General features: G+C 69.0%; 28 protein-coding genes and 1 tRNA gene. 20 read left to right on the forward strand and 9 right to left on the reverse strand.

The features are described from left to right. Positions 1–274: 274 nt before the first annotated feature. The 5 genes from AB0F43_RS28615 to AB0F43_RS28635 form a co-directional block, all read right to left on the reverse strand. Positions 275–508 (reverse strand): hypothetical protein, encoded by a 234-nt coding sequence (locus tag AB0F43_RS28615; protein ID WP_360483418.1) that lies wholly within the window; start codon positions 506–508, stop codon positions 275–277. A gap of 89 nt (positions 509–597) precedes the next feature. Next, positions 598–1,503 (reverse strand): hypothetical protein, encoded by a 906-nt coding sequence (locus tag AB0F43_RS28620; protein ID WP_360483421.1) that lies wholly within the window; start codon positions 1,501–1,503, stop codon positions 598–600. After that, positions 1,500–2,162, reverse strand: coding sequence for a hypothetical protein (locus AB0F43_RS28625; protein WP_360483424.1), 663 nt, complete (start codon positions 2,160–2,162; stop codon positions 1,500–1,502). Before AB0F43_RS28625 ends, AB0F43_RS28620 begins: the two co-directional genes overlap by 4 nt. An 86-nt stretch (positions 2,163–2,248) precedes the next feature. Next, positions 2,249–3,745 carry a glucose-6-phosphate dehydrogenase gene (gene zwf, locus AB0F43_RS28630; protein ID WP_360483427.1) on the reverse strand — a complete coding sequence of 499 codons (1,497 nt, stop codon included), beginning with the start codon at positions 3,743–3,745 and terminating at the stop codon, positions 2,249–2,251. 187 nt (positions 3,746–3,932) lie between these two features. Continuing rightward, positions 3,933–4,322, reverse strand: a complete 390-nt coding sequence (locus AB0F43_RS28635) for a VOC family protein (protein ID WP_360483429.1) — start codon at positions 4,320–4,322, stop codon at positions 3,933–3,935. A 138-nt stretch (positions 4,323–4,460) separates the two neighbouring features. On the opposite strand from AB0F43_RS28635, the gene AB0F43_RS28640 reads away from it, so the two are divergent. The 4 genes from AB0F43_RS28640 (at position 4,461) to AB0F43_RS28655 (ending at position 7,157) form a co-directional block, all read left to right on the forward strand. Then, positions 4,461–4,850, forward strand: a complete 390-nt coding sequence (locus tag AB0F43_RS28640) for a hypothetical protein (protein WP_360483432.1) — start codon at positions 4,461–4,463, stop codon at positions 4,848–4,850. A 133-nt stretch (positions 4,851–4,983) separates the two neighbouring features. Further along, the gene (locus tag AB0F43_RS28645; protein ID WP_360483435.1) at positions 4,984–5,322 is read left to right on the forward strand and encodes a YciI family protein; all 339 of its coding nucleotides are present in this window, start codon (positions 4,984–4,986) and stop codon (positions 5,320–5,322) included. Then, complete coding sequence (locus AB0F43_RS28650; protein WP_360483438.1) at positions 5,319–6,500, forward strand: RNA polymerase sigma factor; 1,182 nt, start codon at positions 5,319–5,321, stop codon at positions 6,498–6,500. Before AB0F43_RS28645 ends, AB0F43_RS28650 begins: the two co-directional genes overlap by 4 nt. A 24-nt stretch (positions 6,501–6,524) precedes the next feature. Continuing rightward, a complete protein-coding gene (locus tag AB0F43_RS28655) occupies positions 6,525–7,157 on the forward strand; it encodes a maleylpyruvate isomerase family mycothiol-dependent enzyme (RefSeq protein ID WP_360483441.1) in 633 nt (210 codons plus the stop codon). 712 nt (positions 7,158–7,869) lie between these two features. On the opposite strand, the gene AB0F43_RS28660 is transcribed toward AB0F43_RS28655, so the two are convergent. Next, positions 7,870–7,941 (reverse strand) — tRNA-Arg (locus AB0F43_RS28660). A 192-nt stretch (positions 7,942–8,133) separates the two neighbouring features. Between AB0F43_RS28660 and AB0F43_RS28665 the strand changes: the two genes are divergently transcribed. The 13 genes from AB0F43_RS28665 to prmC all read left to right on the forward strand — a co-directional run bounded on the left by AB0F43_RS28665 (position 8,134) and on the right by prmC (position 20,990). Continuing rightward, on the forward strand, positions 8,134–8,319 hold the full coding sequence (locus AB0F43_RS28665) for a PspC domain-containing protein (RefSeq protein WP_360483444.1): 186 nt from the start codon (positions 8,134–8,136) through the stop codon (positions 8,317–8,319). A gap of 45 nt (positions 8,320–8,364) precedes the next feature. Continuing rightward, positions 8,365–8,892, forward strand: a complete 528-nt coding sequence (locus AB0F43_RS28670; RefSeq protein ID WP_360483447.1) for a hypothetical protein — start codon at positions 8,365–8,367, stop codon at positions 8,890–8,892. 56 nt (positions 8,893–8,948) lie between these two features. Further along, positions 8,949–9,191: a plasmid stabilization protein gene (locus AB0F43_RS28675; RefSeq protein WP_360483450.1), complete on the forward strand. Its 243-nt coding sequence runs from the start codon at positions 8,949–8,951 to the stop codon at positions 9,189–9,191. Further along, the gene (locus AB0F43_RS28680; protein WP_360483453.1) at positions 9,191–9,604 is read left to right on the forward strand and encodes a type II toxin-antitoxin system VapC family toxin; all 414 of its coding nucleotides are present in this window, start codon (positions 9,191–9,193) and stop codon (positions 9,602–9,604) included. The genes AB0F43_RS28675 and AB0F43_RS28680 overlap by 1 nt, the downstream gene beginning before the upstream one ends. Before the next feature lie 63 nt (positions 9,605–9,667). Continuing rightward, entirely contained in the window at positions 9,668–11,326 is a 1,659-nt protein-coding gene (gene argS, locus AB0F43_RS28685; protein WP_360483456.1) for an arginine--tRNA ligase, read from the forward strand. After that, positions 11,323–12,726, forward strand: a complete 1,404-nt coding sequence (gene lysA, locus AB0F43_RS28690) for a diaminopimelate decarboxylase (RefSeq protein WP_360483458.1) — start codon at positions 11,323–11,325, stop codon at positions 12,724–12,726. The genes argS and lysA overlap by 4 nt, the downstream gene beginning before the upstream one ends. Then, positions 12,723–14,015, forward strand: coding sequence for a homoserine dehydrogenase (locus tag AB0F43_RS28695; protein WP_360483461.1), 1,293 nt, complete (start codon positions 12,723–12,725; stop codon positions 14,013–14,015). The genes lysA and AB0F43_RS28695 overlap by 4 nt, the downstream gene beginning before the upstream one ends. Positions 14,016–14,020: 5 nt before the next feature. Beyond that, complete coding sequence (thrC, locus tag AB0F43_RS28700; RefSeq protein WP_360483464.1) at positions 14,021–15,097, forward strand: threonine synthase; 1,077 nt, start codon at positions 14,021–14,023, stop codon at positions 15,095–15,097. Positions 15,098–15,107: 10 nt separating this feature from the next. Continuing rightward, entirely contained in the window at positions 15,108–16,061 is a 954-nt protein-coding gene (thrB, locus tag AB0F43_RS28705; protein WP_360483467.1) for a homoserine kinase, read from the forward strand. A gap of 355 nt (positions 16,062–16,416) precedes the next feature. After that, entirely contained in the window at positions 16,417–18,585 is a 2,169-nt protein-coding gene (gene rho / locus AB0F43_RS28710; RefSeq protein WP_360483470.1) for a transcription termination factor Rho, read from the forward strand. A gap of 164 nt (positions 18,586–18,749) precedes the next feature. Next, on the forward strand, positions 18,750–18,956 hold the full coding sequence (rpmE, locus tag AB0F43_RS28715) for a 50S ribosomal protein L31 (RefSeq protein ID WP_130387310.1): 207 nt from the start codon (positions 18,750–18,752) through the stop codon (positions 18,954–18,956). Between the two features lie 91 nt (positions 18,957–19,047). Continuing rightward, positions 19,048–20,124 (forward strand): peptide chain release factor 1, encoded by a 1,077-nt coding sequence (gene prfA / locus AB0F43_RS28720; RefSeq protein ID WP_360483473.1) that lies wholly within the window; start codon positions 19,048–19,050, stop codon positions 20,122–20,124. A gap of 44 nt (positions 20,125–20,168) precedes the next feature. After that, complete coding sequence (gene prmC / locus AB0F43_RS28725) at positions 20,169–20,990, forward strand: peptide chain release factor N(5)-glutamine methyltransferase (protein ID WP_360483476.1); 822 nt, start codon at positions 20,169–20,171, stop codon at positions 20,988–20,990. Here the strand turns inward: prmC and AB0F43_RS28730 are convergent. The 3 genes from AB0F43_RS28730 to AB0F43_RS28740 form a co-directional block, all read right to left on the reverse strand. Beyond that, positions 20,923–21,234 (reverse strand): hypothetical protein, encoded by a 312-nt coding sequence (locus tag AB0F43_RS28730; RefSeq protein WP_360483479.1) that lies wholly within the window; start codon positions 21,232–21,234, stop codon positions 20,923–20,925. The two genes, prmC and AB0F43_RS28730, sit on opposite strands and share 68 nt — an antisense overlap. Before the next feature lie 3 nt (positions 21,235–21,237). Beyond that, positions 21,238–22,062: a hypothetical protein gene (locus AB0F43_RS28735; RefSeq protein ID WP_360483482.1), complete on the reverse strand. Its 825-nt coding sequence runs from the start codon at positions 22,060–22,062 to the stop codon at positions 21,238–21,240. Between the two features lie 165 nt (positions 22,063–22,227). Further along, on the reverse strand, positions 22,228–23,244 hold the full coding sequence (locus tag AB0F43_RS28740; protein WP_360483485.1) for an adenosine deaminase: 1,017 nt from the start codon (positions 23,242–23,244) through the stop codon (positions 22,228–22,230). 239 nt (positions 23,245–23,483) lie between these two features. Here AB0F43_RS28740 and AB0F43_RS28745 point away from each other — a divergent pair, with 239 nt between their 5' ends. The 3 genes from AB0F43_RS28745 (at position 23,484) to AB0F43_RS28755 (ending at position 26,273) form a co-directional block, all read left to right on the forward strand. Further along, a complete protein-coding gene (locus AB0F43_RS28745; protein ID WP_360483487.1) occupies positions 23,484–24,476 on the forward strand; it encodes an L-threonylcarbamoyladenylate synthase in 993 nt (330 codons plus the stop codon). After that, a complete protein-coding gene (locus tag AB0F43_RS28750; protein ID WP_360483490.1) occupies positions 24,476–25,594 on the forward strand; it encodes an MraY family glycosyltransferase in 1,119 nt (372 codons plus the stop codon). Before AB0F43_RS28745 ends, AB0F43_RS28750 begins: the two co-directional genes overlap by 1 nt. 214 nt (positions 25,595–25,808) lie before the next feature. Further along, entirely contained in the window at positions 25,809–26,273 is a 465-nt protein-coding gene (locus AB0F43_RS28755; protein WP_360483493.1) for a hypothetical protein, read from the forward strand. The last annotated feature ends 50 nt before the right edge of the window (positions 26,274–26,323 follow it).

The raw sequence follows: 26,323 nt of genomic DNA on the forward strand, positions 1-26,323 counted from the left end.
CTTTTTGGTGACCTCGCTCCGCTCCGTCACGGCACGTCCTCGCTTCGCTCCGGGCGCGGATGAGGCACCAGACGCGCTGTGCTTTTTGGTGACCTCGCTCCGCTCCGTCACGGCACGTCCTCGCTTCGCTCCGGGCGCGGATGAGGCACCAGACGCGCTGTGCTTTTTGGTGACCTCACTCCGCTCGCTCACGCACGTCCTCGCTTCGCTCGGGGCGCGGATGAATGGCCGCGTTCTGAGATGAACTCGCTTCGCTCGTTCATGCCTGCCCCATTCAGGCCTCGTGGTCGCCGCTGTGCTCGTCCATCAGGATCCTGCCGTCGTGCCGCACGGTCTGGATCCGCACGCTGCCGTCATGGAACTCGTGCCTGATCCGGCGGCACCCACACGCATACCGGACGTCGTCCATCCGGAAGCCCTCGAAGTCGTCCTCCTCGCTCCGGTCCGCGTCACCCATCCGCCCACACGGCGCCCGCTCCGCGGTCAAGTGCGTTCTGGTCCCGGACATCAGCCACCTCCAGACCCATCCAGGTGTTTGTGACTCACATCACACCTCGATAGTGCGCCTCTGGCTCCCCAGCGGGCAATGCCTCGGACTCAGCGGGAGAACTGCCAGCGGATCTGGTCGCTGTCGGGGAGCACGATGACGGTTCCCTCGCCCACCTTCCAGCCGTCGTGCACGAAGAACATCCGCCCGCCTGAGCTGATCAGCAGCCGCAGGCCGGTCGTTCGGTAGTGGAGCACTTTGCCGCCTTCGGTGACCGGTGTCTCGGTCACCCCGCCTGCATCGAGGCCCAGCGGCGAACTGCTGAATGCGGTCACCCTGGGCAGCTCGGGCACCTTTCGCTCAACCTGCGCCGCATACCCCCGGCCGACGATCGTCGCGTAGTCGGACACCGCCCAAAACAGCGCCGAGGTCACGACGCCACCCACCAGCAGCAACCGCAGGGCCCGATGCCACGACGGCTGGGCGGAGGTCTCGGCGGAGGCACTCGTCGCACTCCGGAGCGAGGCGCCGTACGCCGCGACGACGGTGCCGCCGGCGATCGCGAGCGGCGCGAACAGTTCCGCCGATCCGAACACCAGCGCCAAGCCGACCGTGACCAGGCCGGCGATGAACGCGAGCCGACCAGCTCTTCGCAGGACTGATCGACTCTCGGTACGACGAAGTGCGCTGCCGATGCGCCGATGCAGGGCCAGGCCGGCTAGTGCGAGCGCGGCGATGGACAGCAGCGGGAGATAGAGAGTACTGATGCTGTGCAGGGCGTAGTCCTGTGTCGAGTAGCCGAACAAGCTGACGTCCAGCCCCATCTCGGCGGCCTGTGTCTCACTCCGCGCCCAACCGAAGTAGAACATCAAAGCGGTCGCGATCGTGAGCGGCGGCCCCAGGGTCGTCACGACCGACAACACCGCCCGCAGCGGCGACTCACCGTCGGATTCCGGCGGATCCGAACGCGCGGCCGGTGGCGCGGGCTGCTGCGGCGTGCTCGACGGCTCAGTCATCCGGTCTGCTCGGCCGTCTCGGCAGGCGACGATTCCTCGGTGGGCTCGTCGGTTGGCGACGCCTCGTCGGTCGTCGTGGGCTCGCCCGTCGGTTCCTCGGTGGGCTCACGATTCTCGTTGTCCTTGGCGCCGCACTTCGTCTCGCCTTTGAGCCGCTGGAACTTCACCTTCGGCTTCTGACCGGGGTGCGCCTCGTGCCACGCCAGCGCGCGGTTCATCAGTCCCTTGACCAGCGGCGTCAGACAGTCGTGGCCCAGCGCACCGGGATCGGCGTTGGCCTTGGCTTCCAGGATGGCCCAGTCCTTCGCCTTGCCGTCCACCGCGGCCCGGCACAGCGCCACCATGGCCTGCCCGAACTCCGACTTCCCGCCGTCGCCCGGGTCATCGCGCAGGTAGCTCCTCAAGTCCGAACACTTGCCCTTGGCAAGGTAGTTGTACGCCGGCCAGGTCGGCGTCGGGAAGGTCGGATCCTTCGGGCCGAAGGGCACCCACGAAAGCCAACCCCCGCCGTCATCCTTGCCCCCGCCGTCCCCCTTGCCGCCGCCGTTGCTCCCGGAGCCCGGCGGACTGCCTCCCTCCGGCAGCGTGTCCTGACCGCATCCAGCCAGTACACCGAGCACCACGACCGAGATGACCCATACGCGAACCCGATGCCCCATCGTGACCAACCCCCAGAAACCGTCGAAGTCCCAGGGTGCCCGGGCGGTTGCGGAGCGTCAACGCCCTTTTGGGCAATGTTGGGGCACTAGGGCTTGGACTCGCGCCACTCGCGCTCGAAGGGGAGGCGCCAGGCGCGAGGGGCGATCAGTTGGTGGATGGCGTTGGGGCCCCAGGTGCCAGGCTGGTACGGCTTGACCGGGGGTGGGTCGTCCAGCAGCAGGGCGGACCGGTCCCAGAGGGATTCGATGCCCTCGGCGGTGGTGAAGAGGGTGTGGTCGCCGCGCATCGCGTCCAGGATCAGACGCTCGTACGCTTCCAGTACGTCGCCCGCGCTCTCCGTCTCCTGGGTGGAGAACTGCATCGACAGCTTCTCCAGCCGCATCCCGGGGCCGGGGCGCTTGCCGTAGAAGGACAGCGACACCCGGGACGAGTCGGCCAGGTCGAAGGTCAGGTGGTCCGGGCCTTGCGACCCGACGCCGGAGCCGGCCGGGAACATCGTCTTCGGGGCCTCCTTGAAGGCGATCGAGATGATGCGCATCCCCTCGGCCATCCGTTTGCCGGTGCGCAGGTAGAACGGCACCCCGGCCCAGCGCCAGTTGTCGACCCCGACCTTCAGCGCGATGAACGTCTCGGTGTCGGAGTCCGGTGCGACCCCGTTCTCACCTCGGTACCCGCTGTACTGGCCCCGGACCACGTCGGCCGGGTTGATCGGCAGCATCGAGCGGAAGACCTTGTTCTTCTCCTCCGAGATCGCCCGCGGCTCCAGCGCGGTCGGCGGCTCCATCGCGACGAACGACATCACCTGCATGAGGTGCGTGACGACCATGTCCTTGAACGCGCCGGTCGGTTCGTAGAACGTGGCCCGCTGGTCCAGCCCGAGCGACTCGGGGATGTCGATCTGCACGTGGTCGATGAAATTGCGGTTCCAGATCGGCTCGAACAGCCCGTTCGCGAACCGGAAGGCGAGGATGTTGAGCGCCGCCTCCTTGCCCAGGAAGTGGTCGATCCGGAAGATCTGCGACTCGTCGAACGTCTCATGGACGAAGTTGTTCAGGTGGATCGCGGTGGCCAGGTCGTCGCCGAACGGCTTCTCCATCACCACCCGGGCCCGCTCGACCAGGTCCGCGTCGCGCAGCATCGCGATCACAGCCTGCGCGGCCTTCGGCGGCACGGACAGGTAGTGCAGCCGGCAGGTGTCCGGCCCGAGCAGCGCCTCAGCTTCCTTCACCGCGGCCGCGAGCGCCTCCGGCCCGGCCGTCACGGGCACGTACTCGAGCCGCTCGGCGAACTGCGTCAGCTCCTGGTCGCTCATCCGGTGCGTGCCGAACGTCTCCACCGCCTCGCGCGCCCGGGCCCGGAACTCGTCCGACGTCAGCTGCTCGGTGGCCATCCCGATGATGCGTACGTCGGGCGCGAACCTGGACAACTGCAGATACGCCAGCCCCGGCAGCAGCTTGCGCTTGGCCAGATCCCCGGTCGCCCCGAACAGCACGATCACATGGGGTGCGAGCGGCTCCTGGTCCCGGCGCGACGGGCGCGATCCCGCCGCCGGGTAGGCGATGGTCTGGATACGGTCAGGCATGCAGTCCTCCCACGGACACCGAGCCACGTACGCCGAAGCCGACACCGAAAGTGTAGGCATCCCGCCGGTCAGCTCGACCATGCGCAGCGGCCCGCCGTTCACCACGGCGCCATCGACCACGTACGGCTGGATCCGGTCGTTGCCGTCGGCACCGTCGCGCCCGTCCCCGGCCGGGTCGGCGTACCGCTCAGCTGCTGGGGGCGGACTGCCACAATCCGAGCATGTTGCCCTCGCAGTCCTCGAAGTACGCGGCGAAGCCCATCTCGCCGACCGCGAACTTGGCCGCGACCGTCTTGCCGCCGCGCTGCTCGATCGCTTCCAGGGCCGCGTCGGCGTCGTCGACCTCGATGGTGATCACCGGCCGCGTGGCCGGCGCTCCGGCCCGCTCGAACATGCCGCCGTTGATGTAGCCGGGCTCGCTCGGGTAACCCTCCTCGGTCACCGGCCCGGTCGACACACTGGTGTACTTCAGCTCCGGCATCGTGTTGACCTGCCACCCGAACACGTCGGCGTAGAACGCTCGGGCCCGGTCGCCGTCGTCGTACGGAACCTCGAAATGCACTACTCGTCCGGTCATCGTGTCGTCCTCCCCTTGCTGCCGGCGATCCGTCCCCTTCGACGCTAGTCCGCCGCGGATGGAAAGCGAACAGACACCGGGCGGAAAGCGCTGACCGATTCACTGCCGGGTGTTCGGACAACCGACTCGGGAGGGCATATGACATCGAAGCGATTGCTGGCGAGCGCGGGCGCCGTACTGCTGGCGGCCACCGGTCTGACGATCGGCGTTGACCAGAGCGCGAGCGCCGCGACCTGCTACGGCGGTGCCGAGACGTTCAAGAAGGCGGAAGGCGCCAAGTACGTACCCGGCTCGGGCTGGTACAAGACCACGAGCAGGTGCAACGACATCAACATCAAGGTCGCGCGCGAGGGGATGTCGCGCGGCCGCAATGTCAGGGTCTGCTTCGAGAACGGTGGCTGCCAGTCGGCCTACAAGCTCGCCACCGTCAACGAGTGGACGGTGATCGCGACGAACGTCAAGGACGGCACCACGTTCCGGTTCCAGTTCGAGACCGCTCCCTCAGCCGCCGGCGCGTGGGCGGCCTGACCGACACGGCTGAGGCGGCCTGAGCTGCGGGGCCCTCGGGTAGGACGTGCTCGGGGCCGCCGGCGTTTACCTTGGGGGTGTCTGTTTCCGGCGGGCTGTTCGTCGGTGGGGTGAGACGCTCCGGAGGAGGACCGTGAAGTACTTGCTGATGATCTGTGGTGACGAGACGGCCGAGGCGCACGCGAACGACGGATGTGGCGGCTGGTCGGAGGAGATGGAGCAGCGCGGCGTGGTCGCGGGCGGAGCCGGGCTGCGGCCGCCGTCGGAGGCGACGACGGTGCGGGTCCGGAACGACGAGCTGCTGCTGACCGACGGACCGTTCGCGGAGACCAAGGAGCAGATCGGCGGGTTCGTGATGATCGACTGCGCCGACTTGGACGAGGCCATCGAGATCGCGGCCAAGCATCCGGCGGCGGGCTACGGCACGATCGAGATCCGCCCGATCCTGGAGCCGCCACCGGGGGTTGCGTGACCTTCGAGCAGATCTACCGGCAGGAGTGGGGCCAGGTGGTCGCCACACTGATCCGCCTGACCGGTGACTGGGAGCTGGCCGAGGAGTGCGCGCAGGAGGCCTTCGCCGCCGCCCTGGAGCGTTGGCCGCGGGACGGCGTACCGGACAAGCCCGGTGCCTGGCTGACCACCACCGCACGCAACCGTGCGGTCGACTGGCTGCGCCGTGAGACTGTCGGCGCCGCCAAGCTGAAGGAGCTGGCTGTGGTGGGATACGAGTCCGGCCAGCCGTACGACGTACCCGATGACCGGCTGCGGCTCATGTTCACCTGCTGCCATCCGGCGCTGGCGATGGAGGCGCGGGTGGCGCTGACGCTGCGGACCCTGGCCGGACTGAGTACGGCGGATATCGCACGCGCGTTCCTGGTCCCGGAAACGACCATGTCGAAGCGACTGACCAGAGCCAAGCAGAAGATCCAGCACGCCGGCATCCCGTACCGCGTCCCGCCGGCACACCTCCTGCCCGAGCGGACGCCCGCCGTACTGGCTGTGCTGTACCTGCTGTTCAACGAGGGGTACTCCGACGTCGTCCGCAGCAACCTGAGCGGTGAGGCGATCAGACTGGCCAGACTGCTCGTGCAACTCATGCCGGACGAGCCAGAGCCCGCCGGACTGCTCGCACTCATGCTGCTGCATGACGCACGGCGTGAGACCCGGCTGACTACGGACGGCGTACTGGTAACCCTGGAGGACCAGGACCGCACCCGCTGGGACCACGCAGCGATCACCGAGGGCGTCGACTTGCTGGACGCAACCCTCCGCCGAGGCTCACCGGGTCCCTATCAAGTGCAGGCCGCCATCGCCGCCTGTCACGCCACCGCGCGTACGGCGGCCGACACAGACTGGCCGCAGATCGCCGCACTGTACGGCCAGCTCAAGCAGACCCCAGTGGTTGCCCTGAACCGCGCAGTCGCCATCGGCATGGCGGACGGCCCCGCAGTCGGGCTGAAGCTGGTTGACGAGCTGGCAGCTGGTCCACTGGCCGATTACCACCTCCTCCCCGCGACCCGAGCCGACTTCCTCCGCCGCCTCGGCCGCCACTCCGAGGCCGCAGCGTCGTACCGGCAGGCGATGGAACTGGCGTCGACGGACGCCGAGCGCCGCTACCTGAGGAAACGGCTGGAGGAAGTGTCTGTCTGAGCGGGACCCGTTCGTCGGTGGGGTATGACAGATATCAGAGTCGCCATCGCGGGGGAGCGGACCGACCTCGCCGCGCTGCTGGCCGGCCTGCCTGCGGAGGACTGGGACAAGCCGACGTTGTGTGCCGGCTGGCGGGTCCGTGAGGTGGTCGCCCACATCACGATGCCGTTCCGGATGTCCATGCCTGGGTTCGTGCTGGGAATGATCAAGGCCCGGGGAAACTTCGGCCGCCTCGCCGACCGCCAGGCCCGCCGGGACGCCGCCGAGCTGTCGGCGGTCGAGCTGACGGAATCGCTGCGGCAGAACATCGACCATCCGTGGAAGCCACCGGGCGGCGGGTACGCAGGCGCGCTGTCCCACGACGTCATCCACGGGCTGGACATCACTGTTGCCCTAGGCATCGACCGCCGGGTGCCGGAGGACCGCCTGCGCCACATTCTCGACACCATGAAGCCCCGCCAGCTCCAGTACTTCGGCGTGGACCTCAGCGGGATCCAGCTCCGCGCCACCGATCTCGACTGGAGTCACGGCACCGGCGACGAGCTCCTGACCGGCACGGCCCAAGACCTCCTCCTCGTCCTGTGCGGACGAACCCTCCCGACGGGCCACCTAGCCGGCACCCCTGCCGACCGCTTCACCAAAGAACTCGTCGGATGACCATCAGCTCGCTCGGGGCGATCTGAGAGCTCAGTGGGGGAGACCCTGCCAGAAGTCGCAGTTGTGATTGGCGGCGTACGGCATGGGGCGATGCCGCTGCTGGACAGGCCCGGTACCGTGTCGGACCGGTTGAGAGTAGGCCAATGTGGACGGACAGGTCCGTTGGGGTTGCCGGTAAGCAGCGAAGGCCGACCAGGAGCCGATCATCTGTGCCAACAGGCGTTGCTGCTCTCCGGTGAGCCGCGGGTAAGGGTTCTGGGGCATGTTGACGGTCCAGAGGTACGGCAGGTCCTGGCTGTGATACGCACCCAGCGGGAACCGTCAGGTAGGCCCCCGCTGTCCTCGGCGAACTCGTAGGCAGACACCGGCAGACGTGCGGCAGCCGCCTGGGCGGTACCCGGCGCAGCAGCAGAGCAGGTTTCCGGAAGAAAACTTGCGCCCGGCGACCAAAATCCTCCGAAAAGCAGCGGGTAGGTGGCCGAAAAGTCAGCCCCATCGCCGCCCCACGACTCGATCCTCACCAACATGATCGCGTGGCCCCCACCACCCACAGCAACCCCAGCGCGCACCAGACAACCCACAGCAACCACAGACAAGGGGGGTCCGGGGGGCGAAGCCCCTCCGGGCGGGGTGTGGGGGTTGCACCCCCACAAAACACGACGGGCGATCAATCCCCGCGCTCTCCGCAGGCACAGATCGCCCAGATCGTCCGCGCCCCCGGCAGGATTCGAACCTGCGCACCCGCCTCCGGAGGGCGGTGCTCTATCCCCTGAGCTACGGGGGCTCAGGAACGTGCAGAACAGTAGCAGGAAACTCGGAGGAATCCCGAATCGGGTCACGGTGCGTCGGGTGGGTACCGGAGGCCGGGGCCGGGGTGACCCTGACGGGACCCTGGAAGGGCGGTGCGCGGGGATCGTGTCCGGTCAGGACGGAGTCATAGTGGTTGTAAGCCCATCAGTGAAAGGAATCGGTTCCCATGGCTAGCACTTTGGTCCGCCCGTCCAACGGTCGCATGATCGGCGGTGTCTGTGCCGGGCTGGCTCGCCGGTTCGGTATGTCGCCGAACAAGATGCGGCTCATCTTCATCGTCAGCTGCTTGCTGCCCGGCCCGCAGGTCCTCATCTACCTCGTGCTCTGGGTCCTGATGCCGTCGGAACGCTGACCCCGGCGGCCGCCTGCCCGGGCGCGACATGGCAACCTGCTCCTCATGAGAGCAGGCAGTTGGCGCTGGGTGGGTGCGACTGCAGCCGCTCTGCTTCTCGTCAGTGGCATAGCCGGCTGCCAGGTGGGTCCCGCGCCACCCGGTCCAGCTGAGCTCCGGACCGGGCCGCCGCCGTGGGACGCGCCTCGCGACGCGGTGTCGTACATCGACAAGGCCGGTTTCGAGCGACTCCCGCTCGATTTCTCCGGCCCCTCGCCGTACACCTTGACCCTGTCGGTCACCGTGGACGGCGCTCCGGTGCAGATCCCGGCCGGTATCGGGGTCGACCGCGTCCGGGCCGAGCAGGCCGCCGTACACACGCACACCACCGACGGCCTCGTGTACGTCGAGGCCAAGACCACGGCCGAGCGCCCGACTCTCGCTCAGTTCTTCACCCTCTGGGGCATCCGGTACGACGCGAAGTGCGTGGGCGACGCGTGCAAGGGCCTGACCGTCGTCGTCAACAACCAACCAGCTGCATGGGACGCACCCCTCAGCCCCAAAGCACACATTCAAATCACCGCCCGCCACTGAAAGTGCAATCACTGCTACTCTTTCTGCTAGCACCGTCCGCAGAGAGGAGCTCGAGTATGGCGGCAATCACTGTGCGAAGCCTCGACGACGACGTGAAGCGCCGGCTGCGCATCCGGGCGGCGCAGCATGGCCGGTCGATGGAGGCCGAGGTGCGAGCGATCCTCGTCGACGCCGTGGCCGAGGATGAAGAGCCCAAGAACTTCTTCCTCAGGCTCCACGAGCGGTTCGCCGCGATCGGCGGGGTCGAGCTGGACATCCCGCCGCGGACTCACGAACACCGAGTGGTCGAGTTCGACTGATGATCGTCCTGGATACCAATGTCGTGTCGGAGTTGATGAAGGAGTCTCCGGACGCGGCCGTCTGGCACTGGCTGAGCAGCAATCTGGGCGAGGAGATGTACACGACGGCGATCACCGCCGCCGAGATCCACCACGGCGTCGAGCGGATGCCGACCGGACGCCGGCGCAAACAGGTGCGGGAAGCCGCCGCGGAAGTCTTCGCGCTGGTCGAGGACGAGGTCCTGTCATTCACCGCGGAAGCCGCGATGGCCTATCCGGTCGTCATGGCCGACCGGCGTCGGGCCGGTCTGCCGATCGCGCCGCTGGATGCGCAGATCGCGGCAATCTGCCTGGTGGAGGAAGCGGCGCTCGCGACTCGGAACACCGAGGACTTCGCCCGGACCGGTGTGGAGCTGATCAACCCCTGGGAGTGACTTCCGTACCGGGCTGTGGATGGTGAGTCAAGGGTTTGGGCGCCTGGCCATTAGGCTGATCCGGTGACTCCGGAACAGCTCGCTGAGAAGATCCTGCAGGCCCTGGCCGCGCTCGCCGACGACGGCACCATCACCGTCGAGGGCGGGCTGCCGCGCGAGCTGAAGGTCGAGCGACCCAAGAACCCCGAGCACGGGGACTACGCCACCAACGTCGCCATGCAGCTGGGCAAGCGCGCCGGGCTGAACCCGCGCCAGTTCGCCGAGCTGCTGGCCGCCAAGCTCACCGACGACGACGCGATCACCGCGGTCGAGATCGCCGGGCCGGGTTTCATCAACATCCGGGTCGCGGCCGATGCCCAGGGCAAGGTCGCGCAGGCGATCGTGGACGCCGGCCCGCGCTACGGCTACACCGACACCCTGCACGGCCAGACGGTGAACCTGGAGTTCATCTCCGCCAACCCGACCGGCCCGCTGCACCTCGGTCACACCCGCTGGGCGGCGGTCGGCGACGCCCTCGCCCGGGTGCTCACCGCGGCCGGTGCCGTGGTCACCCGCGAGTTCTACGTCAACGACCGCGGCGCCCAGATGGACAAGTTCGGCGCCAGCCTCCAGGCGGCCGCGCACGGGCACAAGATCCCCGAGGACGGCTACCACGGTGAGTACATCATCGAGCTGGCGCAGCAGATCGTCGCCGAGGTCCCGGACCTCTTGACGCTGCCGGAAGCCGAGCAGACCATAGCCTTCCGCGAGGCCGGGTACGAGCGCCAGCTCAAGGAGCAGCAGTCCCAGCTCGAGCACTTCCGGACCAAGTTCGACGTCTGGTTCTCCGAGCGCAGCCTGCACGAGCAGGACGGGGTCGGCCACGCGATCGACAAGCTGCGTGCGCAGGGTCACCTGTACGACGCCGACGACGCGCTGTGGATGCGGACGACCGACTTCACCGACGACAAGGACCGGGTGCTGATCCGGTCGAACGGCGAGCCGACGTACTTCGCCTCCGACGCCGCGTACTACGTGAACAAGCGCGAGCGTGGTTTCGACGTCTGCATCTACCTGCTCGGCGCCGACCACCACGGGTACGTGAACCGGCTGAAGGCGATCGCGGCGTGCGCGGGTGACGACCCCGAGCACAACATCGAGATCCTGATCGGGCAGCTGGTGAAGATCCTCAAGGGCGGCGAGGAGATGCGGCTGTCCAAGCGGGCCGGCACCATCGTCACGCTGGCCGAGCTGGTCGAGGAGGGCGGTGTCGACCCGCTCCGCTACACACTCTGCCGCTACCCGGTGGACTCCCCGCTGACGCTGGACATCGAGGAGATGACCCGCCAGGTCAGTGAGAACCCGGTCTACTACGTCCAGTACGCGCATGCCCGGCTGGCCTCGATCCTGCGCAACGCCGACGAGTTCGGCATCAAGCTGGACGAGTTCGACCCGGGGCTGCTCAGCCACGAGCGTGAGGGCGACCTGCTTCGCGCGCTGGCCGAGTTCCCGCGCATCGTCGCCACCGCCGCCGAGCTGCGCGAGCCGCACCGGATCGCCCGGTACCTGGAGGACACGGCGTCGGCGTTCCACAAGTTCTACGACAGTTGCCGCGTGCTGCCACGCGGTGACGAGGAGGTGGAGCCGGTGCACAAGGCTCGCCTGACCCTGGTCGGTGCGACCAGGACCGTACTCGCCAACGGGCTGGGCCTGCTCGGCGTCTCCGCTCCGGAGCGGATGTGAGGGCGCACGAGGCGGGCGTGCTGCACGCGGACATCGGCCACCGCGGCCCGGGCTGGCTCCGCGCACCCCGTGACGTCAACGACCTGGTTCCGCAGCTGTGGTCGTCCACGGCCAAGAAGACCGCCGAGGGTTCGCTCGTCGTCGGTGGCGTCGATACCCGTGACCTGGTCGCCGAGCACGGCAGCCCGGCGTACGTGCTGGACGAGGACGACTTCCGCGCCCGCGCCCGCGCGTTCAAGCACGCCTTCAAGGACTTCGACGTCTACTACGCCGGCAAGGCGTTCCTGTGTACGACGGTCGTCCGCTGGGTGATGGAGGAGGGCCTGAACCTCGACGTCTGCAGCGGGGGAGAGCTGGCCGTCGCGCTCCGGGCCGGTGCCGATCCGAAGCGGCTCGGTTTCCACGGCAACAACAAGTCCGAGCAGGAGCTGGCCCGCGCGCTCGACGCGGGGGTCGGCCGGATCATCGTCGACTCGCTGTTCGAGATCGACCGGCTGATCGAGCTGGCCCGCGAGCGCGGCGTGGTCGCCACGGTGATGGTCCGGGTGACCGCGGGCGTCGAGGCGCACACCCACGAGTACATCGCGACCGCGCACGAGGACCAGAAGTTCGGTTTCTCCATCACCTCCGGGGCGGCCTTCGAAGCCGTTGCCCGAGTCAACGAAGCACCCGAGCTGGAGCTGCTCGGGCTGCACTCGCACATCGGTTCGCAGATCTTCGACTCGTCCGGGTTCGAGGTGGCCGCGAAGCGCGTGATCGCCTTGCACGCAAGGGTTTCCGAGGAGCTCGGCGTGGACATGCCGGAGCTCGACCTGGGTGGTGGGTTCGGTATCGCCTACACCACCCAGGACGATCCGTCCGACCCCGCGCAGCTCGCCACCGAGATGGGCAAGATCGTCGAGCACGAGTGCCGCGCCTTCGAGGTCGACGTACCCAAGGTTTCGATCGAGCCCGGTCGCGCGATCGTCGGCCCGGCCGTGTGCACCGTCTACACGGTCGGCACGGTCAAGGAGGTCGAGCTCGACGCCGGCGCCTGCCGCACCTACGTGTCGGTCGACGGCGGGATGAGCGACAACATCCGCACCGCGCTGTACGACGCCGACTACTCCTGCACGCTGGCCAACCGGTACTCCGACGCCGAGCCGACCCTGGCCCGCGTCGTCGGCAAGCACTGTGAGGCCGGTGACATCGTGGTGAAGGACGAGTTCCTCCCGTCGGACGTGCGGCCCGGCGACCTGGTCGCCGTACCGGGGACCGGGGCGTACTGCCGGTCGATGGCGAGCAACTACAACCACGTACCGCGGCCACCGGTGATCGCGGTCAAGGACGGTCACACGCGGATCGTCGTACGGCGCGAAACCGAAGACGACCTGCTACGCCTCGATATGGGGGACGAGTGAACGACAAACCCTTGAAGATCGGCCTGCTGGGCTGTGGTGTGGTCGGCACCGAGGTGGTCCGGATCCTCACCGACCAGGCCGACCACCTCGCCGCCCGCGTGGGCGCCCGCCTGGAGATCGCCGGCATCGCCGTACGACGTCCTGGACGCGCCCGCGACATCGCCGTCGACCCGGCGTTGATCACGACGGACGCCCAGGCACTGGTGTCGCGCGGCGACCTGGACGTGGTGATCGAGGTGATCGGCGGGCTGGAGCCGGCCCGCGGCCTGATCCTGTCCGCGCTCGAGCACGGCGCCTCCGTGGTCACGGCGAACAAGGCACTGCTGGCCGAGGACGGGCCGACGCTGTTCGCCGCGGCGGAGAAGTACGAGCGCGACCTGTACTTCGAGGCCGCCGTGGCCGGCGCGATCCCGATCCTGCGGCCGCTGCGCGAGTCGCTGGCGGGTGACGACGTGACCCGGGTGATGGGCATCGTCAACGGCACCACGAACTACATCCTGGACAAGATGGACACCACCGGCGCCGGGTTCGACGAGGCGCTGGAGGAGGCCCAGGCCCTCGGGTATGCCGAGGCCGACCCGACCGCTGACATCGAGGGCTTCGACGCGGCCGCGAAGGCGGCGCTGCTGGCCAGTTTGGCCTTCCACACCAGGGTTTCCATCGCCGACGTGCACCGCGAGGGCATCACCGAGGTGTCCGCCACCGACATCGCCTCGGCCCGCGAGATGGGCTGCGTGGTGAAGTCGCTGGCGATCTGCGAGCTGGACGAGGTGACCGACTCGGTCAGTGCCCGTGTCTACCCGGCGATGATCCCCGCGACCCACCCGCTGGCGAGTGTCCGGGACGCTTACAACGCCGTATTCGTGGAATCCAAAGCGGCCGGCCAGCTGATGTTCTATGGTCGTGGTGCCGGCGGCGCCCCGACGGCCAGTGCAGTCCTCGGGGATCTCGTGTCCGCCGCGCGCAACCGGCTCAAGGGTGTGCCGGGGGTCGGCGAGTCGTCGTACACCCAGCGAGCCGTGCGGCCGATGGGCGACGCGATCACCCGCTACCACGTGTCGTTGGACGTGGCCGACAAGGCCGGTGTGCTGGCGGCGGTGGCCCATGCCTTCGCGGAGCACGACGTGTCCATCCAGACCGTCCGCCAAGAGGGCCGGGGCAGTGACGCGCAGCTGGTGGTGGTCACCCACACCGCGACCGACGCCGCGTTGTCCGCGACCGTGGAGACCTTGCGCGACATGGACATCGTTCGGGAAGTCAGCAGTGTGATGCGGGTAGAAGGCGAGTAGACGGAATGGCCCAGCAGCGGCGTCATCAATGGCAAGGCGTGATCGAGGAATACCGGGACCGGCTGCCGGTGTCGGCGGACACTCCCGTGGTCACGCTCGGCGAGGGCGGGACGCCGCTGGTGGCCGCGCAGTGGCTCAGCGAGCAGACCCACTGCGAGGTCTGGCTCAAAGTCGAGGGCAACAATCCGACCGGCTCGTTCAAGGACCGCGGGATGACGGTCGCGATCTCACTGGCCGCCCAGGCCGGTGACAAGGCTGTCGTCTGCGCGTCGACCGGCAACACCTCGGCCTCCGCCGCCGCGTACGCCGTCCGCGCGGGGCTGATCCCGCTGGTGCTGATCCCGGCCGGCCGGATCGCGAAGGGCAAGCTGGCGCAGGCGATCGTGCACGGCGCGCAACTGGTCTCGATCGACGGCGGGTTCGACGACTGCCTGCGGATCGTCCGCGAGCTCGGCAAGCACTACCCGGTCGCGCTGGTGAACTCGGTGAACCCGGTCCGGCTGGAAGGCCAGAAGACGGCCGCTTTCGAGGTGTGCGACGCGCTCGGCGACGCGCCGGACCTGCACCTGTTGCCGGTCGGGAACGCGGGCAACATCGCGGCCTACTGGAAGGGTTACCAGGAGTACGCGAAGGACAAGCTCGCCACCAGGACCCCGCGGATGTGGGGTTTCCAGGCCGAGGGCGCGGCGCCGATCGTGCGCGGCGCGATCGTGGAGACGCCGGACACCGCGGCGACCGCGATCCGGGTCGGCAACCCGGCGTCCTGGACGCTGGCCGAGGCCGCCCGGGACGAGTCCGGCGGCCGGATCGAGATGGTGACGGACGAGCAGATCCTGACCGCGCAGCGTGAGCTCGCCGCCCATGAAGGCGTGTTCGTCGAGCCCGCGTCGGCGGCCGGCGTCGCCGGACTGCTGCACGCGAAGGCTCAGGGCTGGCTGGACGGCGGCTCGACTGTGGTGATCACTGTCACAGGCCACGGCCTGAAGGACATCGACACCGCACTCGACCACGCCAAGGTGATCGAGTCCCCGGTCACCCCTGCCGAGACCGACGCCGTCGCCCGCGTCGCCGGCCTGATCTGACGGGGGAGTGGTGGAGACCACGGACGACCGCCGGCCCTGCGACCAGGTCCGGGTTCGGGTTCCGGCGACCAGTGCCAACCTCGGTCCCGGCTTCGACGCGTTCGGGCTGGCTTTGACCTTGTACGACGACCTGATCGTCACGCCAGGTGGTTCCGGCGTCACGGTCGAGGTGACAGGCTGCGGTGAAGGCGAGGTGCCGCTGGACGAGTCGCACCTCGTGGTCCGGTCGATCCATCGCGGTCTGGAGGCGCTGGGCGCGACAGTGCCCGGATTCACGCTGCGGTGTGAGAACCGGATCCCGCACGGCCGCGGGCTCGGTTCGTCGTCGGCCGCGATCGTCGGCGGTCTCGCGGCGGCGTACGGTCTGGCCGGTGAACCGGTCGATCGGGAGCGGCTCGTCGTACTGGCGAACGAGATCGAAGGGCATCCGGACAATGTGGCCGCGGCCGCGCTGGGTGGGTTCACGATCGCTTGGACTGAAGGCGAGAGCGGGCGCGCCATTCGGCTGGGCACCGTGGACGGACTGGCCGCGGTCGCCTACGTACCCGACAACCGGGTGCTCACCAAGGAGGCGCGCGGGTTGCTGCCGGGCGTCGTACCCCACGGTGATGCGGCGGCGAACTCGGGGAAGGCCGCGTTGCTGGTGGCGGCGTTGACGGAGCGTCCGGAGTTGCTGCTGACCGCAACCGAGGACCGGCTGCACCAGGAGTACCGGGAGCCCGCGATGCCGGAGAGCCTGGCGCTGGTGCACAAGCTGCGAGGGACAGGCTTGCCGGCGATCGTGAGCGGTGCCGGGCCGACGGTCGTCGTACTGGGCCGCCCTGATGGGACCTCTGCCCGATCAGGCAAAACCGCAGGTCAGAGCTCGTTCCGCGGTGCGCCGCCGGCGCCGGACGGCTGGACACGGTACGACCTGGGGATCGATCCAGTCGGCGTGCAGGTCTGGTCCATGGAGGCGGGATAGCTCGCCGGCGGGGCCGGGAATGAGTCGGGACTGACACGCGTTGTACCCCTCGAGTCAGCGGAACGACCCGTAGTGGTGCTAGTCTCGACTCACCCGATCCCCTCCAGGTGATCGGTGAACTCTCGTCACGATCCGGGCTGTGCTCCCGGCACCCTGTGTTGTGTGGCGACCCTCCTGTGGATTTGAACTTGCGCCGCCTGCGCCGGAGCTGTCCGGGGGGACTCAGATCGAGCGAGAGCCTCTTGTACCCACGTCACCGCCGCCGCCGGAACTGTCAGCGCAGCGTCGGTCGTGGGTGATGAAACGGTCGATGGGCGGCATCCGTCATCGACGATCCGTGTGGGAAGGACCTCACGTGACAGAAACTGTTGAAGCCTCCAGCGGAGCCGGCACCACCCCGGCCCCGGGTACCGATGCTGCGGCCACCACCGCGACGCGTCGCCGGAAGGCCGGAGGCGGCCTCGAGGGCATGCTGCTCCCCGAGCTCAAGCAGCTCGCCGGGACGCTCGGCATCAAGGGCACCGGCGCACTGCGCAAGGGCCAGCTGATCGAGGCGATCAAGGCCGCCCAGGCCGGTGGCTCCACGGGTGCTTCGCGCCCGAAGGCGAGCCAGCCGACCCTGGACGAGGGTGCCGCCGAGGCGCCCGCGGCCAAGGCCGACGCCCCGGCCAAGCGCGAGGGCGGCAGCCGCCGGACCCGCGCCGCGGCCGAGAAGGACGCCGGTCAGAACGGCGCCGCGGTCGCCGAGAAGAAGGACGTCGCCGCCAGGAGCGCCGCCGCCGCGCCGGCCGTCGCCGCTGAGGCGCCCGCGGCCGAGGTCGCGACGCAGAACGGCACCGCCGTCGCCGAGCCGAAGGCCGAGCAGACCGCGGACAACCGCTCCGAGGACCGCGGCGACCAGAGCCGGGACGGCCGGAGCCGGGACCGCAACCGTGACAACCAGCGGGACAACCAGCGTGACGGGCAGACCCGCGACAACCGCGGCGACACCCAGAACCGCGACGACAACCGGGACAGCCAGAGCCGCGACGGCAACCGCGACAACCGGGGCGACCGCGGTGAGCAGAGCCGCAACCGGGACAACCGCAGCGACCAGAACCGGGACACCCAGAACCGGGACGGCAATCGCGACAACCGCGGCGACCAGAACCGCGACAACCGCGGCGACCAGAACCGTGACAACCGCGGCGACCAGCGGAACCGGCAGGACCAGAACGACCGCGGCGAGGACGGCGAGGGCCGTCGCCGGCGCCGCCGGGGCCGCGACCGGGACCGCAACCGCGACGGCAGCCAGACCGGTCGCGACACCGGCCGCAACCGCGGCCGCGGCGAGCGGTTCGACCCGGAGCCGACGATCAGCGAGGACGACGTCCTCGTCCCGGCGGCCGGCATCCTCGACGTACTGGACAACTACGCGTTCGTCCGGACCAGCGGCTACCTGCCCGGCCCGAACGACGTGTACGTCGCCCTGTCGATGGTCAAGCGGTACGGCCTGCGCAAGGGTGACGCGATCACCGGTGCGGTGAAGCAGCCGCAGGAGGGTGAGCGCAAGGAGAAGTTCAACCCGCTGGTCCGGATCGACACCGTGAACGGGTCGGACCCGGAGATCGCCAAGCAGCGGCAGGACTTCAACAAGCTGACCCCGCTGTACGCGACCGAGCGGCTCCGGCTGGAGACCGAGCCCGGTGTGCTCACCACCCGGATCGTCGACATCGTCAGCCCGATCGGCAAGGGCCAGCGCGGCCTGATCGTCTCGCCGCCGAAGGCCGGTAAGACGATGGTGCTGCAGGCGCTGGCGAACGCGATCACCACGAACAACCCCGAAGTGCACCTGATGGTCGTGCTGGTGGACGAGCGGCCCGAAGAGGTCACCGACATGCAGCGCACCGTCAAGGGCGAGGTCATCGCCTCGACGTTCGACCGGCCGGCCGACGACCACACCACGGTCGCGGAGCTGGCGATCGAGCGCGCCAAGCGCCTGGTCGAGCTGGGCCACGATGTCGTCGTGCTGCTCGACTCGATCACCCGGCTGGGCCGGGCGTACAACATCGCGGCGCCGGCCAGCGGCCGGATCCTGTCCGGTGGTGTCGACTCGTCGGCGCTGTACCCGCCGAAGCGGTTCTTCGGCGCGGCCCGCAACATCGAGGACGGCGGCTCGCTGACCATCCTGGCCACCGCGCTGATCGAGACCGGTTCGAAGATGGACGAGGTCATCTTCGAGGAGTTCAAGGGCACCGGCAACATGGAGCTGCGGCTGCGCCGCGAGTTCGCCGACCGGCGCATCTTCCCGGCCATCGACGTGGTCGCCTCCGGTACCCGCCGCGAGGAACTGCTGATGAGCAAGGACGAGACCCAGGTCGTCTGGAAGCTCCGCCGGGTGCTGTCGGCCCTCGACGGCCAGGCCGCCCTGGAGCTGCTGATCGGCAAGCTCAAGGAGAGCAAGTCGAATATCGAGTTCCTGCTCCAGGTGAACAAGACCACCCCGTCCACGGGCGGCGCCCGCAGCACCGACGACGGCAACTGAGCGCAACAGGTGACGGGTGCGGCGAGCCGCCGTACCCCTCACTTGCGCCTGGACAGAGGCCCGATTCGCCACTCCGAGGCTCCGAGTGGCAAACTTGTCTGTTGGTTCCGGTTCACGTTCGCACCGCGCGGGCGACCCGGGGCACCTGAGACCTAGGAGATCCCTTGAAGAGCGACATCCACCCGACGTACGTCGACACCACGGTGACCTGCACCTGTGGCGCCACGTTCACCACGCGCTCGACCGCGGAGAACGGCGTGATCCACGCCGACGTCTGCTCGCAGTGCCACCCCTTCTACACCGGCAAGCAGAAGATTCTCGACACCGGTGGCCGGGTCGCCCGCTTCGAGAAGCGGTACGCCAAGAAGTAGCTTTCTCACCGCGCGCCGGTCCGCGAGTTCACGCTCGCCGGACCGGCGCGCGGTTTGTATTGGCAGCACCGGTTTCGAAGGGAGGAGTGCGATGTTCGAGGCGGTTAAGACGCTCAAGGCCGAGTACGCCGAGCTGGAGCGGCAGATGTCGGATCCGGCGCTGCACTCCGACCAGGCCAACGCCCGCCGGGTCGGCAAGCGGTACGCCGCGCTCGCCCCGGTGGTGCGCACGTACGACGAATGGCTGCAGACCGGGGACGACATCGAGGCGGCGCGGGAGCTCGCGGCCGAGGACCCGGCATTCGCCGAGGAGGCCACCAAGCTGGCCGCCCGCCGCGAGGAGCTGGCCGAGAAGCTGCAGGTGCTGCTGGTCCCGCGCGACCCGAGTGACGACAAGGACGCGATCCTCGAGATCAAGGCCGGTGAGGGTGGCGACGAGTCCGCGCTGTTCGCCGGCGACCTGCTGAAGATGTACCTGAAGTACGCCGAGTCGCAGAACTGGAAGACCGAGGTGCTCGACTCGGCCGAGTCCGACCTGGGCGGGTACAAGTCGATCACCGTCGCGGTGAAGGCGAAAGGCACGCCGGAGCCGGGTGAGGCGCCGTACGCGAAGCTCAAGTTCGAGGGCGGGGTGCACCGGGTCCAGCGGGTGCCGGTGACCGAGTCGCAGGGGCGGATCCACACCTCGGCGGCCGGGGTGCTGGTGCTGCCGGAGGCGGAGGACGTCGACGTCGAGGTCGACCCGAACGACCTGCGCATCGACGTGTTCCGGTCGTCCGGCCCGGGTGGGCAGAGCGTGAACACGACCGATTCCGCGGTCCGGATCACCCACCTGCCGACCGGCATCGTGGTGTCGATGCAGAACGAGAAGTCCCAGCTGCAGAACCGCGAGCAGGCGATGCGCGTGCTGCGGGCCCGGCTGCTCGCGGCCGCGCAGGAGGCCGCCGACCAGGAGGCCTCGGACGCCCGGCGGTTGCAGATCCGGACCGTCGACCGGTCCGAGCGGATCCGAACGTACAACTTCCCGGAGAACCGGTTCTCCGACCACCGGGTCGGCTACAAGGCGCACAATCTCGACCAGGTCCTCGGCGGCGATCTGGCGCCGGTGATCCAGGCGCTGACCGAAGCCGATCTGGCCGCCCGCCTCGAGGCCGTCGACAGCCAGTGAGCACCGAAGAACCACGCCCCGACACTCCGTTCCGGGGCGGGGGAGTGAAAGTCTTGCTCGCCGAGGCTGCGGCGCGGCTGCGCGAGGCAGGTCTTGCGTCGCCCGACTTCGACGCCGCCGAGCTGCTCGCGTTCGTCACCGGCTCCAGCCGTCTGAACCTCGCTGAGCCGACCGGCGATCAGCTCCGCCGGTACGACGAGTTGATCGTCCGTCGCGCCTCCCGCGAACCACTGCAGCATCTGACCGGTACGGCGGCCTTCCGCTACCGGGAGCTGGCGGTGGGGCCTGGTGTGTTCGTGCCGAGGCCGGAGACCGAGGTGATGGTCGGCTGGATCCTCGACAAGCTGGCCGGTGTCGAATCGCCGCTGGTGGTGGATCTGTGCAGTGGCTCAGGTGCGATCGCCGGCGCGGTGGCGACCGAGCGGCCGGACAGCGTCGTACACGCCGTGGAGCTGTCGCCGGAGGCGTGTTTGTGGGCTCGTCGCAACCTGGCCGGGACCGGCGCTGTCCTGCATGAGGGTGACATCGACGGCTGCCTGCCTGAGTTCGACGGCCGGGTGGACGCGGTGATCAGCAATCCGCCGTACATCCCGCTGACCGCGTGGGAATCCGTTGCCGCGGAGGTCCGCGATCACGATCCGGCGCTGGCGTTGTGGTCCGGTGACGACGGCCTCGACGAGATCAAGGTGGTCGCGGCCACGGCGGGCCGGCTGCTGAAGTCCGGCGGATGGTTCGCCTGCGAGCACGCCGACGTCCAGGGCGAGTCCGCCCCGGCCGTCTTCACCGCGACCGGCCTCTTCACCGAGGTCCGCGACCAGCTGGACCTGTCCGGCCGCCACCGCTTCGCCACGGGCCGACGGATCTAGGCCTGGCCAGGTCCTGTTCGCGAATCATCCCGATCGGCCGCTCGGGCTGCTGACGCCGGATGATCCGGCAACCGACCAGGCAGTGTTCGGCGCCCGGCACTCGGACGACCTCGACGTCGCGCACGGCCAGATCGCGGGTCGAGAAGATCCGGTCGATCGACCGCCCGTCGGGCGTCGTCGCCGGCGGCGGATCGCCGAAGCCGTCGACCAGGCCGCCGGCCACGTTCGCGAAGGCGATCCGCATCCCCTATTCGTACACGACGAACTCCGGACGAGGCTTGAGGGCCAGCACCTGGGCCGGTGTCATCAGCGGGCCGTGGCGGGTGTCTTCGACCCGGAACAGCTTGAAGCCGGCGTGCACCCCGGCGGGCAGACGTTGGGTGAGCTTGGCCCAGGTCTGGAGCTTGTCCGCGCGGGCACCGATACCGTCCACCGACTTGATCGTGACCACGCCCGGATGCTTCTTCAGCGCCTGCTCACCGGTCACGATCCTGGGCGACAACTGGTGAAAGACGAACACCTTCTCCGGCAGCTTGTGCGTCCGCACCAGCTCCGAGAGGTACGCCGCGATGGCGTCGAGCTCGGCGCCCGTCGTCCGGCCGAACACGCGGCCGGGGACCTGGTTCGGCCCGACCGCCCACTCCGGATCGAACGCGAGCCCGACGTCGGGCTCCTTGAGCCAGCGCTCCAGCCGCTTCACCTCGGGCAGGATCTTGGCCCGGCCGGGCTGGACGTCGAGCAGCAACAGCATCCGGTGCTTGCGGGCGACGGTCAGGTACTCCTGGATCTTCGCGTCGGGTAGCCGGCCGCGATACATCCCGTCCTTGCCGGGTGCCGCCTTCGCGACCACCGTGATCAGCTCCATCACCGGCAGTGGTGTGCGGCCGGCGGCGTACGCGCGCGACACCTTCTCCAGCCTGGCCGCCTTCGTCTCCAGGTCTTTGTCCAGCGGGCCGAGGGCGGGGGAGCCGGGCAGACCGACGTACCCGACGAGCTGGTACTTCGGGAAGATCGTCCGGCCGCCTCGCGGCAAGTCCCCGCGAGCCGGTGGCGGCGGAGGCGGAGTGCTCACTGATGGACTGGCCGACGGCGTTGGACTCGTAGCACTTGGTGCAGCTGCTGCTGAACCCGGCTCGTCGCTGCAGGCCGCCGTGGCCAGCAACAACCCGAACACCGCCACTACTCCTGGAACACTCCGCACCCACCTAGGGAACCATGCGCGCCCCAAGAACCCGAGCTAACCCTTCGCGACGTACTCGTCGATCTCGGTGAGCAGCGCGTTCTTCACCGAGTCCTCGGCGAAGGACACCCGGACGGCTGTCTTGGCCAGCTCGGCCACCCCGGCCTCGTCCAGCTCCAGCAGCTCGGCGGCAACGGCGTACTCGTTGGTGAGGTCGGTGCCGAACATCGGCGGGTCGTCGGAGTTGATCGTGACGACCAGCCCGGCCTCGACCATCGCGCGCAACGGGTGTTCGTCGTACGACGCGACCGCACGGGTGGCGATGTTCGACGTAGGGCTGACCTCGAGCGGGATCCGGTGCTCGCCCAGGTAGTCGACCAGGGCCGGGTCCTGCATGGTCGACGTACCGTGGCCGATCCGCTCGGCCCGCAGCACCCGGACCGCGTCCCAGATGGTCTCCGGCCCGGTGGTCTCGCCCGCGTGCGGCACACTGTGCAGCCCGGACGCGATGGCAGCCTCGAAGTGGGGCTGGAACTGCGGCCGCGGTACGCCGATCTCCGGGCCGCCGAGGCCGAACCCGACCAGACCTTCCGGCCGGATCTTCGTCGCGATCCGCAACGTCTCCTCGGCGGACGGCAGGCCGGCCTCACCGGCGATGTCGAAGATCCACCGCAGCGTGATGCCGAGCTCCTTCTCGGCCGCGATCCGCGCGTCCTCGATCGCCTCGCAGAACGCCTCCGCCGCGATCCCGCGCATCACCGAGGTGTACGGCGTCACCGTCAGCTCGGCGTACCGCAGGTTCTGCCCGGTCATCTCGCGGGCGATCTCGTAGGTGAGCAGCCGGACGTCGTCCGGGGTCTTGATCAGGTCGACCACGGTCAGATAGATCTCGACGAACTTCGCGAAGTCGTCGAACTTGAAGTACTCCGCCAGCGCGGCCGGGTCCGCCGGCACCGGTGACTCAGGATGCCGGGCCGCGAGCTCGGCGACGATCCGCGGCGAGGCGGATCCGACGTGATGGACATGCAACTCGGCTTTTGGCAGGCCAGTCAGGAATTCACGCGTCACGGTCATGGGGCCTCCCGGCCTGGACTGAGGAGCGGAGGGAGCGAAGCGACTGGAGCGACGAGGGAAGGCCGGGAGTCAAGGCCCCATGACCCGCCGTGCCGGAGGCTCGGCAATTCAAAACAGTCATGACGGGGATCCTAGGGACGTCCGGCTCGTCGTGCCGGGAAGCTGACAATCATTTGTCAGGTCGGCCGTGGGCCAGCCCGAGTGGAGCCGCGAGGTGCGTGAGTGGCACGATTCGGTGCGTGAGTGAGCGCTTCGACTTCACCGGTGACGAGCTGGCACCGGCCTACCGCGCGGCCGTGGACGCCATCGAGGCCGGCGACCTGGTCGTCCTTCCGACCGACACGGTGTACGGGATCGCCGCGGACGCCTTCAAGTCCGACGCGGTCCAACGGCTGCTGGACGCCAAGGGCCGCGGCCGGGACATGCCGCCGCCGGTGCTGATCTCGGTGGTCGAGTCGCTGGACGCGCTCGCCACCGACGTCCCCGAGTCGGGGCGCAAGCTCTGCCAGGAGTTCTGGCCCGGGCCGCTGACCGTGATCTGCCACGCGCAGACGTCGCTGATGTGGGACCTGGGGGAGACCCACGGCACCGTCGCGCTGCGGGTGCCCGACCACGAGAACACCCGCGAGCTGCTGTCCCGTACCGGTCCGCTCGCGGTCAGCTCGGCGAACCTCAGTGGTCAGCCGGCCGCGCTGGACGTGTACGACGCCGAGGAGCAGCTGCAGGACTCGGTCGCGGTCTACCTCGACGGCGGTACGGCGACCGGCGGCCAGCCGTCGACAATCGTCGACATCACCGGCGACACCCCGCACGTGGTCCGCCTCGGCGCTCTCACCCTCGCCCAGCTCCGCGCCGTCGTCCCCGAGGTCACCACCGACCTGGAGGACGAACAGGACGAGAAGCCCGCGGAGGAAAAGTCGGCGGACGAGAAGCCTGTCGACGATGAGAAGCCCGCGGACGACAAGCTGGTCGAGGACGAGAAGCCCGCTGACGAGAAGCCGGTCGAGGACGAGAAGCCCGCGGACGAGAAGCCGGTCGAGGACGAGAAGCCCGCTGACGAGAAGCCGGTCGAGGACGAGAAGCCCGCTGACGAGAAGCCGGTCGACGACGAGAAGTCGGCCGACGAGAAGCCGGTCGAGGATGAGAAGCCAACCGAACCGGCGGCTGCGGCGTCCAAGTCCGAGGAGAAGGACGAGAAGCCGACGGAACCCGATGTGAGGCCTGCGGACTAGTGCGCGAATACCTGCTGGTCCTGTTCGTGGCGATGGCCACGACGTTCCTGCTGACCGGTGTGGCCCGGCAGATCGCGCTGCGGTACGGCGCCGTCGCGAAGGTCCGGGCCAGAGACGTGCACAAGGTCCCGATCCCGTACTTCGGCGGCATCTCCATCCTCGGCGGCCTGATCGCCGCCTTCGCCGTCGCCTCCAGCCTGCCCTTCCTCGGCGACAGCCTGCAGGTCGCCCACGACGCACGCGCGATCCTGATCGGCGGCGTGGTGATCTGCGCCGTCGGCGTGGTTGACGACCTGTACGAGCTGGACGCGATCACCAAACTGGCCGGCGAGGTCCTCGCCGTCGGCGTGATGGTTGTCCAGGGCATCCAGTTGTTCTGGCTCCCGCTGCCCGGCGGCGTGATCTCACCACCGCCCGCGCAGCTCGCGGTTCTCACCGCCGGCATCCTGCTGGTGTCCTGCAACGCGGTGAACTTCGTCGACGGCCTGGACGGCCTGGCCGCCGGGGTGACCGCGATCGGTGCGACCGCGTTCTTCACCTACTCGTACCTGCTGAACGTCGAGCAGAACCTCGACCGGGCGACCACCTCGACCCTGATCACCGTCGCGCTGGCCGGCGCCTGCCTCGGCTTCCTGCCGCACAACTTCTTTCCGGCCAGGGTTTTCATGGGCGACTCCGGCGCCCTGCTGATCGGCCTGATGCTGGCCGCGTCGACGATCAGCCTGACCGGCCAGATGGATCCGAACGCGGTGCCCTACGAGCCCGGCGGCTCCAGCCTGCTCCCGGCGCTGCTCCCGCTGATCCTCCCGATCGCGGTCCTGGCGATCCCCGCGCTCGACCTCACGCTGGCGTACATCCGCCGTACCAAGGCCGGCCGCTCGCCGTTCGCCGCGGACAAGCTGCACCTGCATCACCGCCTGATGCAGCGCGGTCACTCGCACCGCCGGGCCGTCCTGCTGATGTACCTGTGGACCGCCTTGATCGCGTACGGCGTGGTGGTCCTCGGGCTGGTGCTGTTCTGGTGGACCGCCCTCATCGTGCTGGCCGTCGCGGTCACCGCGGTGCTCCTCACCACCGGCGTTCCCCGCCGCTCCCGCAAGCCGCTCGCCAAGGTCTGACCAGGACCGGACGGGGACCTGGCGGGGACCAGACCACTGGGCATCGTGGCCTACCGATAGGGTGTGGCTGTACAGCGGCAGGGACCTGGTTTTGCTGACCGTGCAGACTTTGTGCTAGTTTTCACAAGCACCAGCAAAGAACAGTGACACCCCTGACCCCGCCCATCGACGACCGGGCCGCGAGCCCCGGTCGCCAGCAGGACGGAACCACCAGATGGCTCCCTCGGCCCACAGTCCGAAAGTCGCCGGCCAGGCCACCAGGCACCCGGCGCTGGCAATGCTGCGTGGCGCACTCGTCGCCGCGACCGTCGTCGGCGTGAACGCCGCGGCCGTTTCCACCGTCGCGGCCGGCTTCGAGGGGCTGTGGGGTGCGCTGCTCGGCCTGGTGATGGTGATCGTGTTCTCCGGCGCCGGCCTGCTCGCGCTGCACCTGTCCCGTCGTACGACGCCGACCGTGCAGCTCGCGGTCGCGATGGCGTCGTACACCGGCCGGATCGCGATCTTCGGTGGCCTGCTCGCCCTCGCGCTGAACTCCGAAGGCCTGGCTGAGCACGTGAATCTGACCGTGCTCGGCATCTCCGCGATGGTGGTCGTGATGGGCTGGATGGCCGGCGAGATCTGGGCCTGGTCCCGGCTGCGCGTCCCGATCTACGACCTGGACCGGGAAGTGACCGCATGAGCACCGTGGGTGACCGTTTTCCTGCTGTCGTGGAGGTTACGGGTGCCGAT

Source organism: Kribbella sp. NPDC023972, from assembly GCF_040639075.1.
In the GTDB taxonomy this organism is placed as follows: Bacteria; Actinomycetota; Actinomycetes; order Propionibacteriales; family Kribbellaceae; genus Kribbella.

Excerpts from the sequence above, each read along its gene's own strand:
- AB0F43_RS28615 (WP_360483418.1), bottom strand. The coding sequence starts at position 508 with ATGTCCGGGACCAGAACGCACTTGACCGCGGAGCGGGCGCCGTGTGGG.
- AB0F43_RS28620 (WP_360483421.1), bottom strand. The coding sequence starts at position 1,503 with ATGACTGAGCCGTCGAGCACGCCGCAGCAGCCCGCGCCACCGGCCGCG.
- AB0F43_RS28625 (WP_360483424.1), bottom strand. The coding sequence starts at position 2,162 with ATGGGGCATCGGGTTCGCGTATGGGTCATCTCGGTCGTGGTGCTCGGT.
- zwf (WP_360483427.1), bottom strand. The coding sequence starts at position 3,745 with ATGCCTGACCGTATCCAGACCATCGCCTACCCGGCGGCGGGATCGCGC.
- AB0F43_RS28635 (WP_360483429.1), bottom strand. The coding sequence starts at position 4,322 with ATGACCGGACGAGTAGTGCATTTCGAGGTTCCGTACGACGACGGCGAC.
- AB0F43_RS28640 (WP_360483432.1), top strand. The coding sequence starts at position 4,461 with ATGACATCGAAGCGATTGCTGGCGAGCGCGGGCGCCGTACTGCTGGCG.
- AB0F43_RS28655 (WP_360483441.1), top strand. The coding sequence starts at position 6,525 with ATGACAGATATCAGAGTCGCCATCGCGGGGGAGCGGACCGACCTCGCC.
- AB0F43_RS28665 (WP_360483444.1), top strand. The coding sequence starts at position 8,134 with ATGGCTAGCACTTTGGTCCGCCCGTCCAACGGTCGCATGATCGGCGGT.
- AB0F43_RS28670 (WP_360483447.1), top strand. The coding sequence starts at position 8,365 with ATGAGAGCAGGCAGTTGGCGCTGGGTGGGTGCGACTGCAGCCGCTCTG.
- AB0F43_RS28675 (WP_360483450.1), top strand. The coding sequence starts at position 8,949 with ATGGCGGCAATCACTGTGCGAAGCCTCGACGACGACGTGAAGCGCCGG.
- AB0F43_RS28680 (WP_360483453.1), top strand. The coding sequence starts at position 9,191 with ATGATCGTCCTGGATACCAATGTCGTGTCGGAGTTGATGAAGGAGTCT.
- thrC (WP_360483464.1), top strand. The coding sequence starts at position 14,021 with ATGGCCCAGCAGCGGCGTCATCAATGGCAAGGCGTGATCGAGGAATAC.
- prfA (WP_360483473.1), top strand. The coding sequence starts at position 19,048 with ATGTTCGAGGCGGTTAAGACGCTCAAGGCCGAGTACGCCGAGCTGGAG.
- AB0F43_RS28730 (WP_360483479.1), bottom strand. The coding sequence starts at position 21,234 with ATGCGGATCGCCTTCGCGAACGTGGCCGGCGGCCTGGTCGACGGCTTC.
- AB0F43_RS28740 (WP_360483485.1), bottom strand. The coding sequence starts at position 23,244 with ATGACCGTGACGCGTGAATTCCTGACTGGCCTGCCAAAAGCCGAGTTG.
- AB0F43_RS28755 (WP_360483493.1), top strand. The coding sequence starts at position 25,809 with ATGGCTCCCTCGGCCCACAGTCCGAAAGTCGCCGGCCAGGCCACCAGG.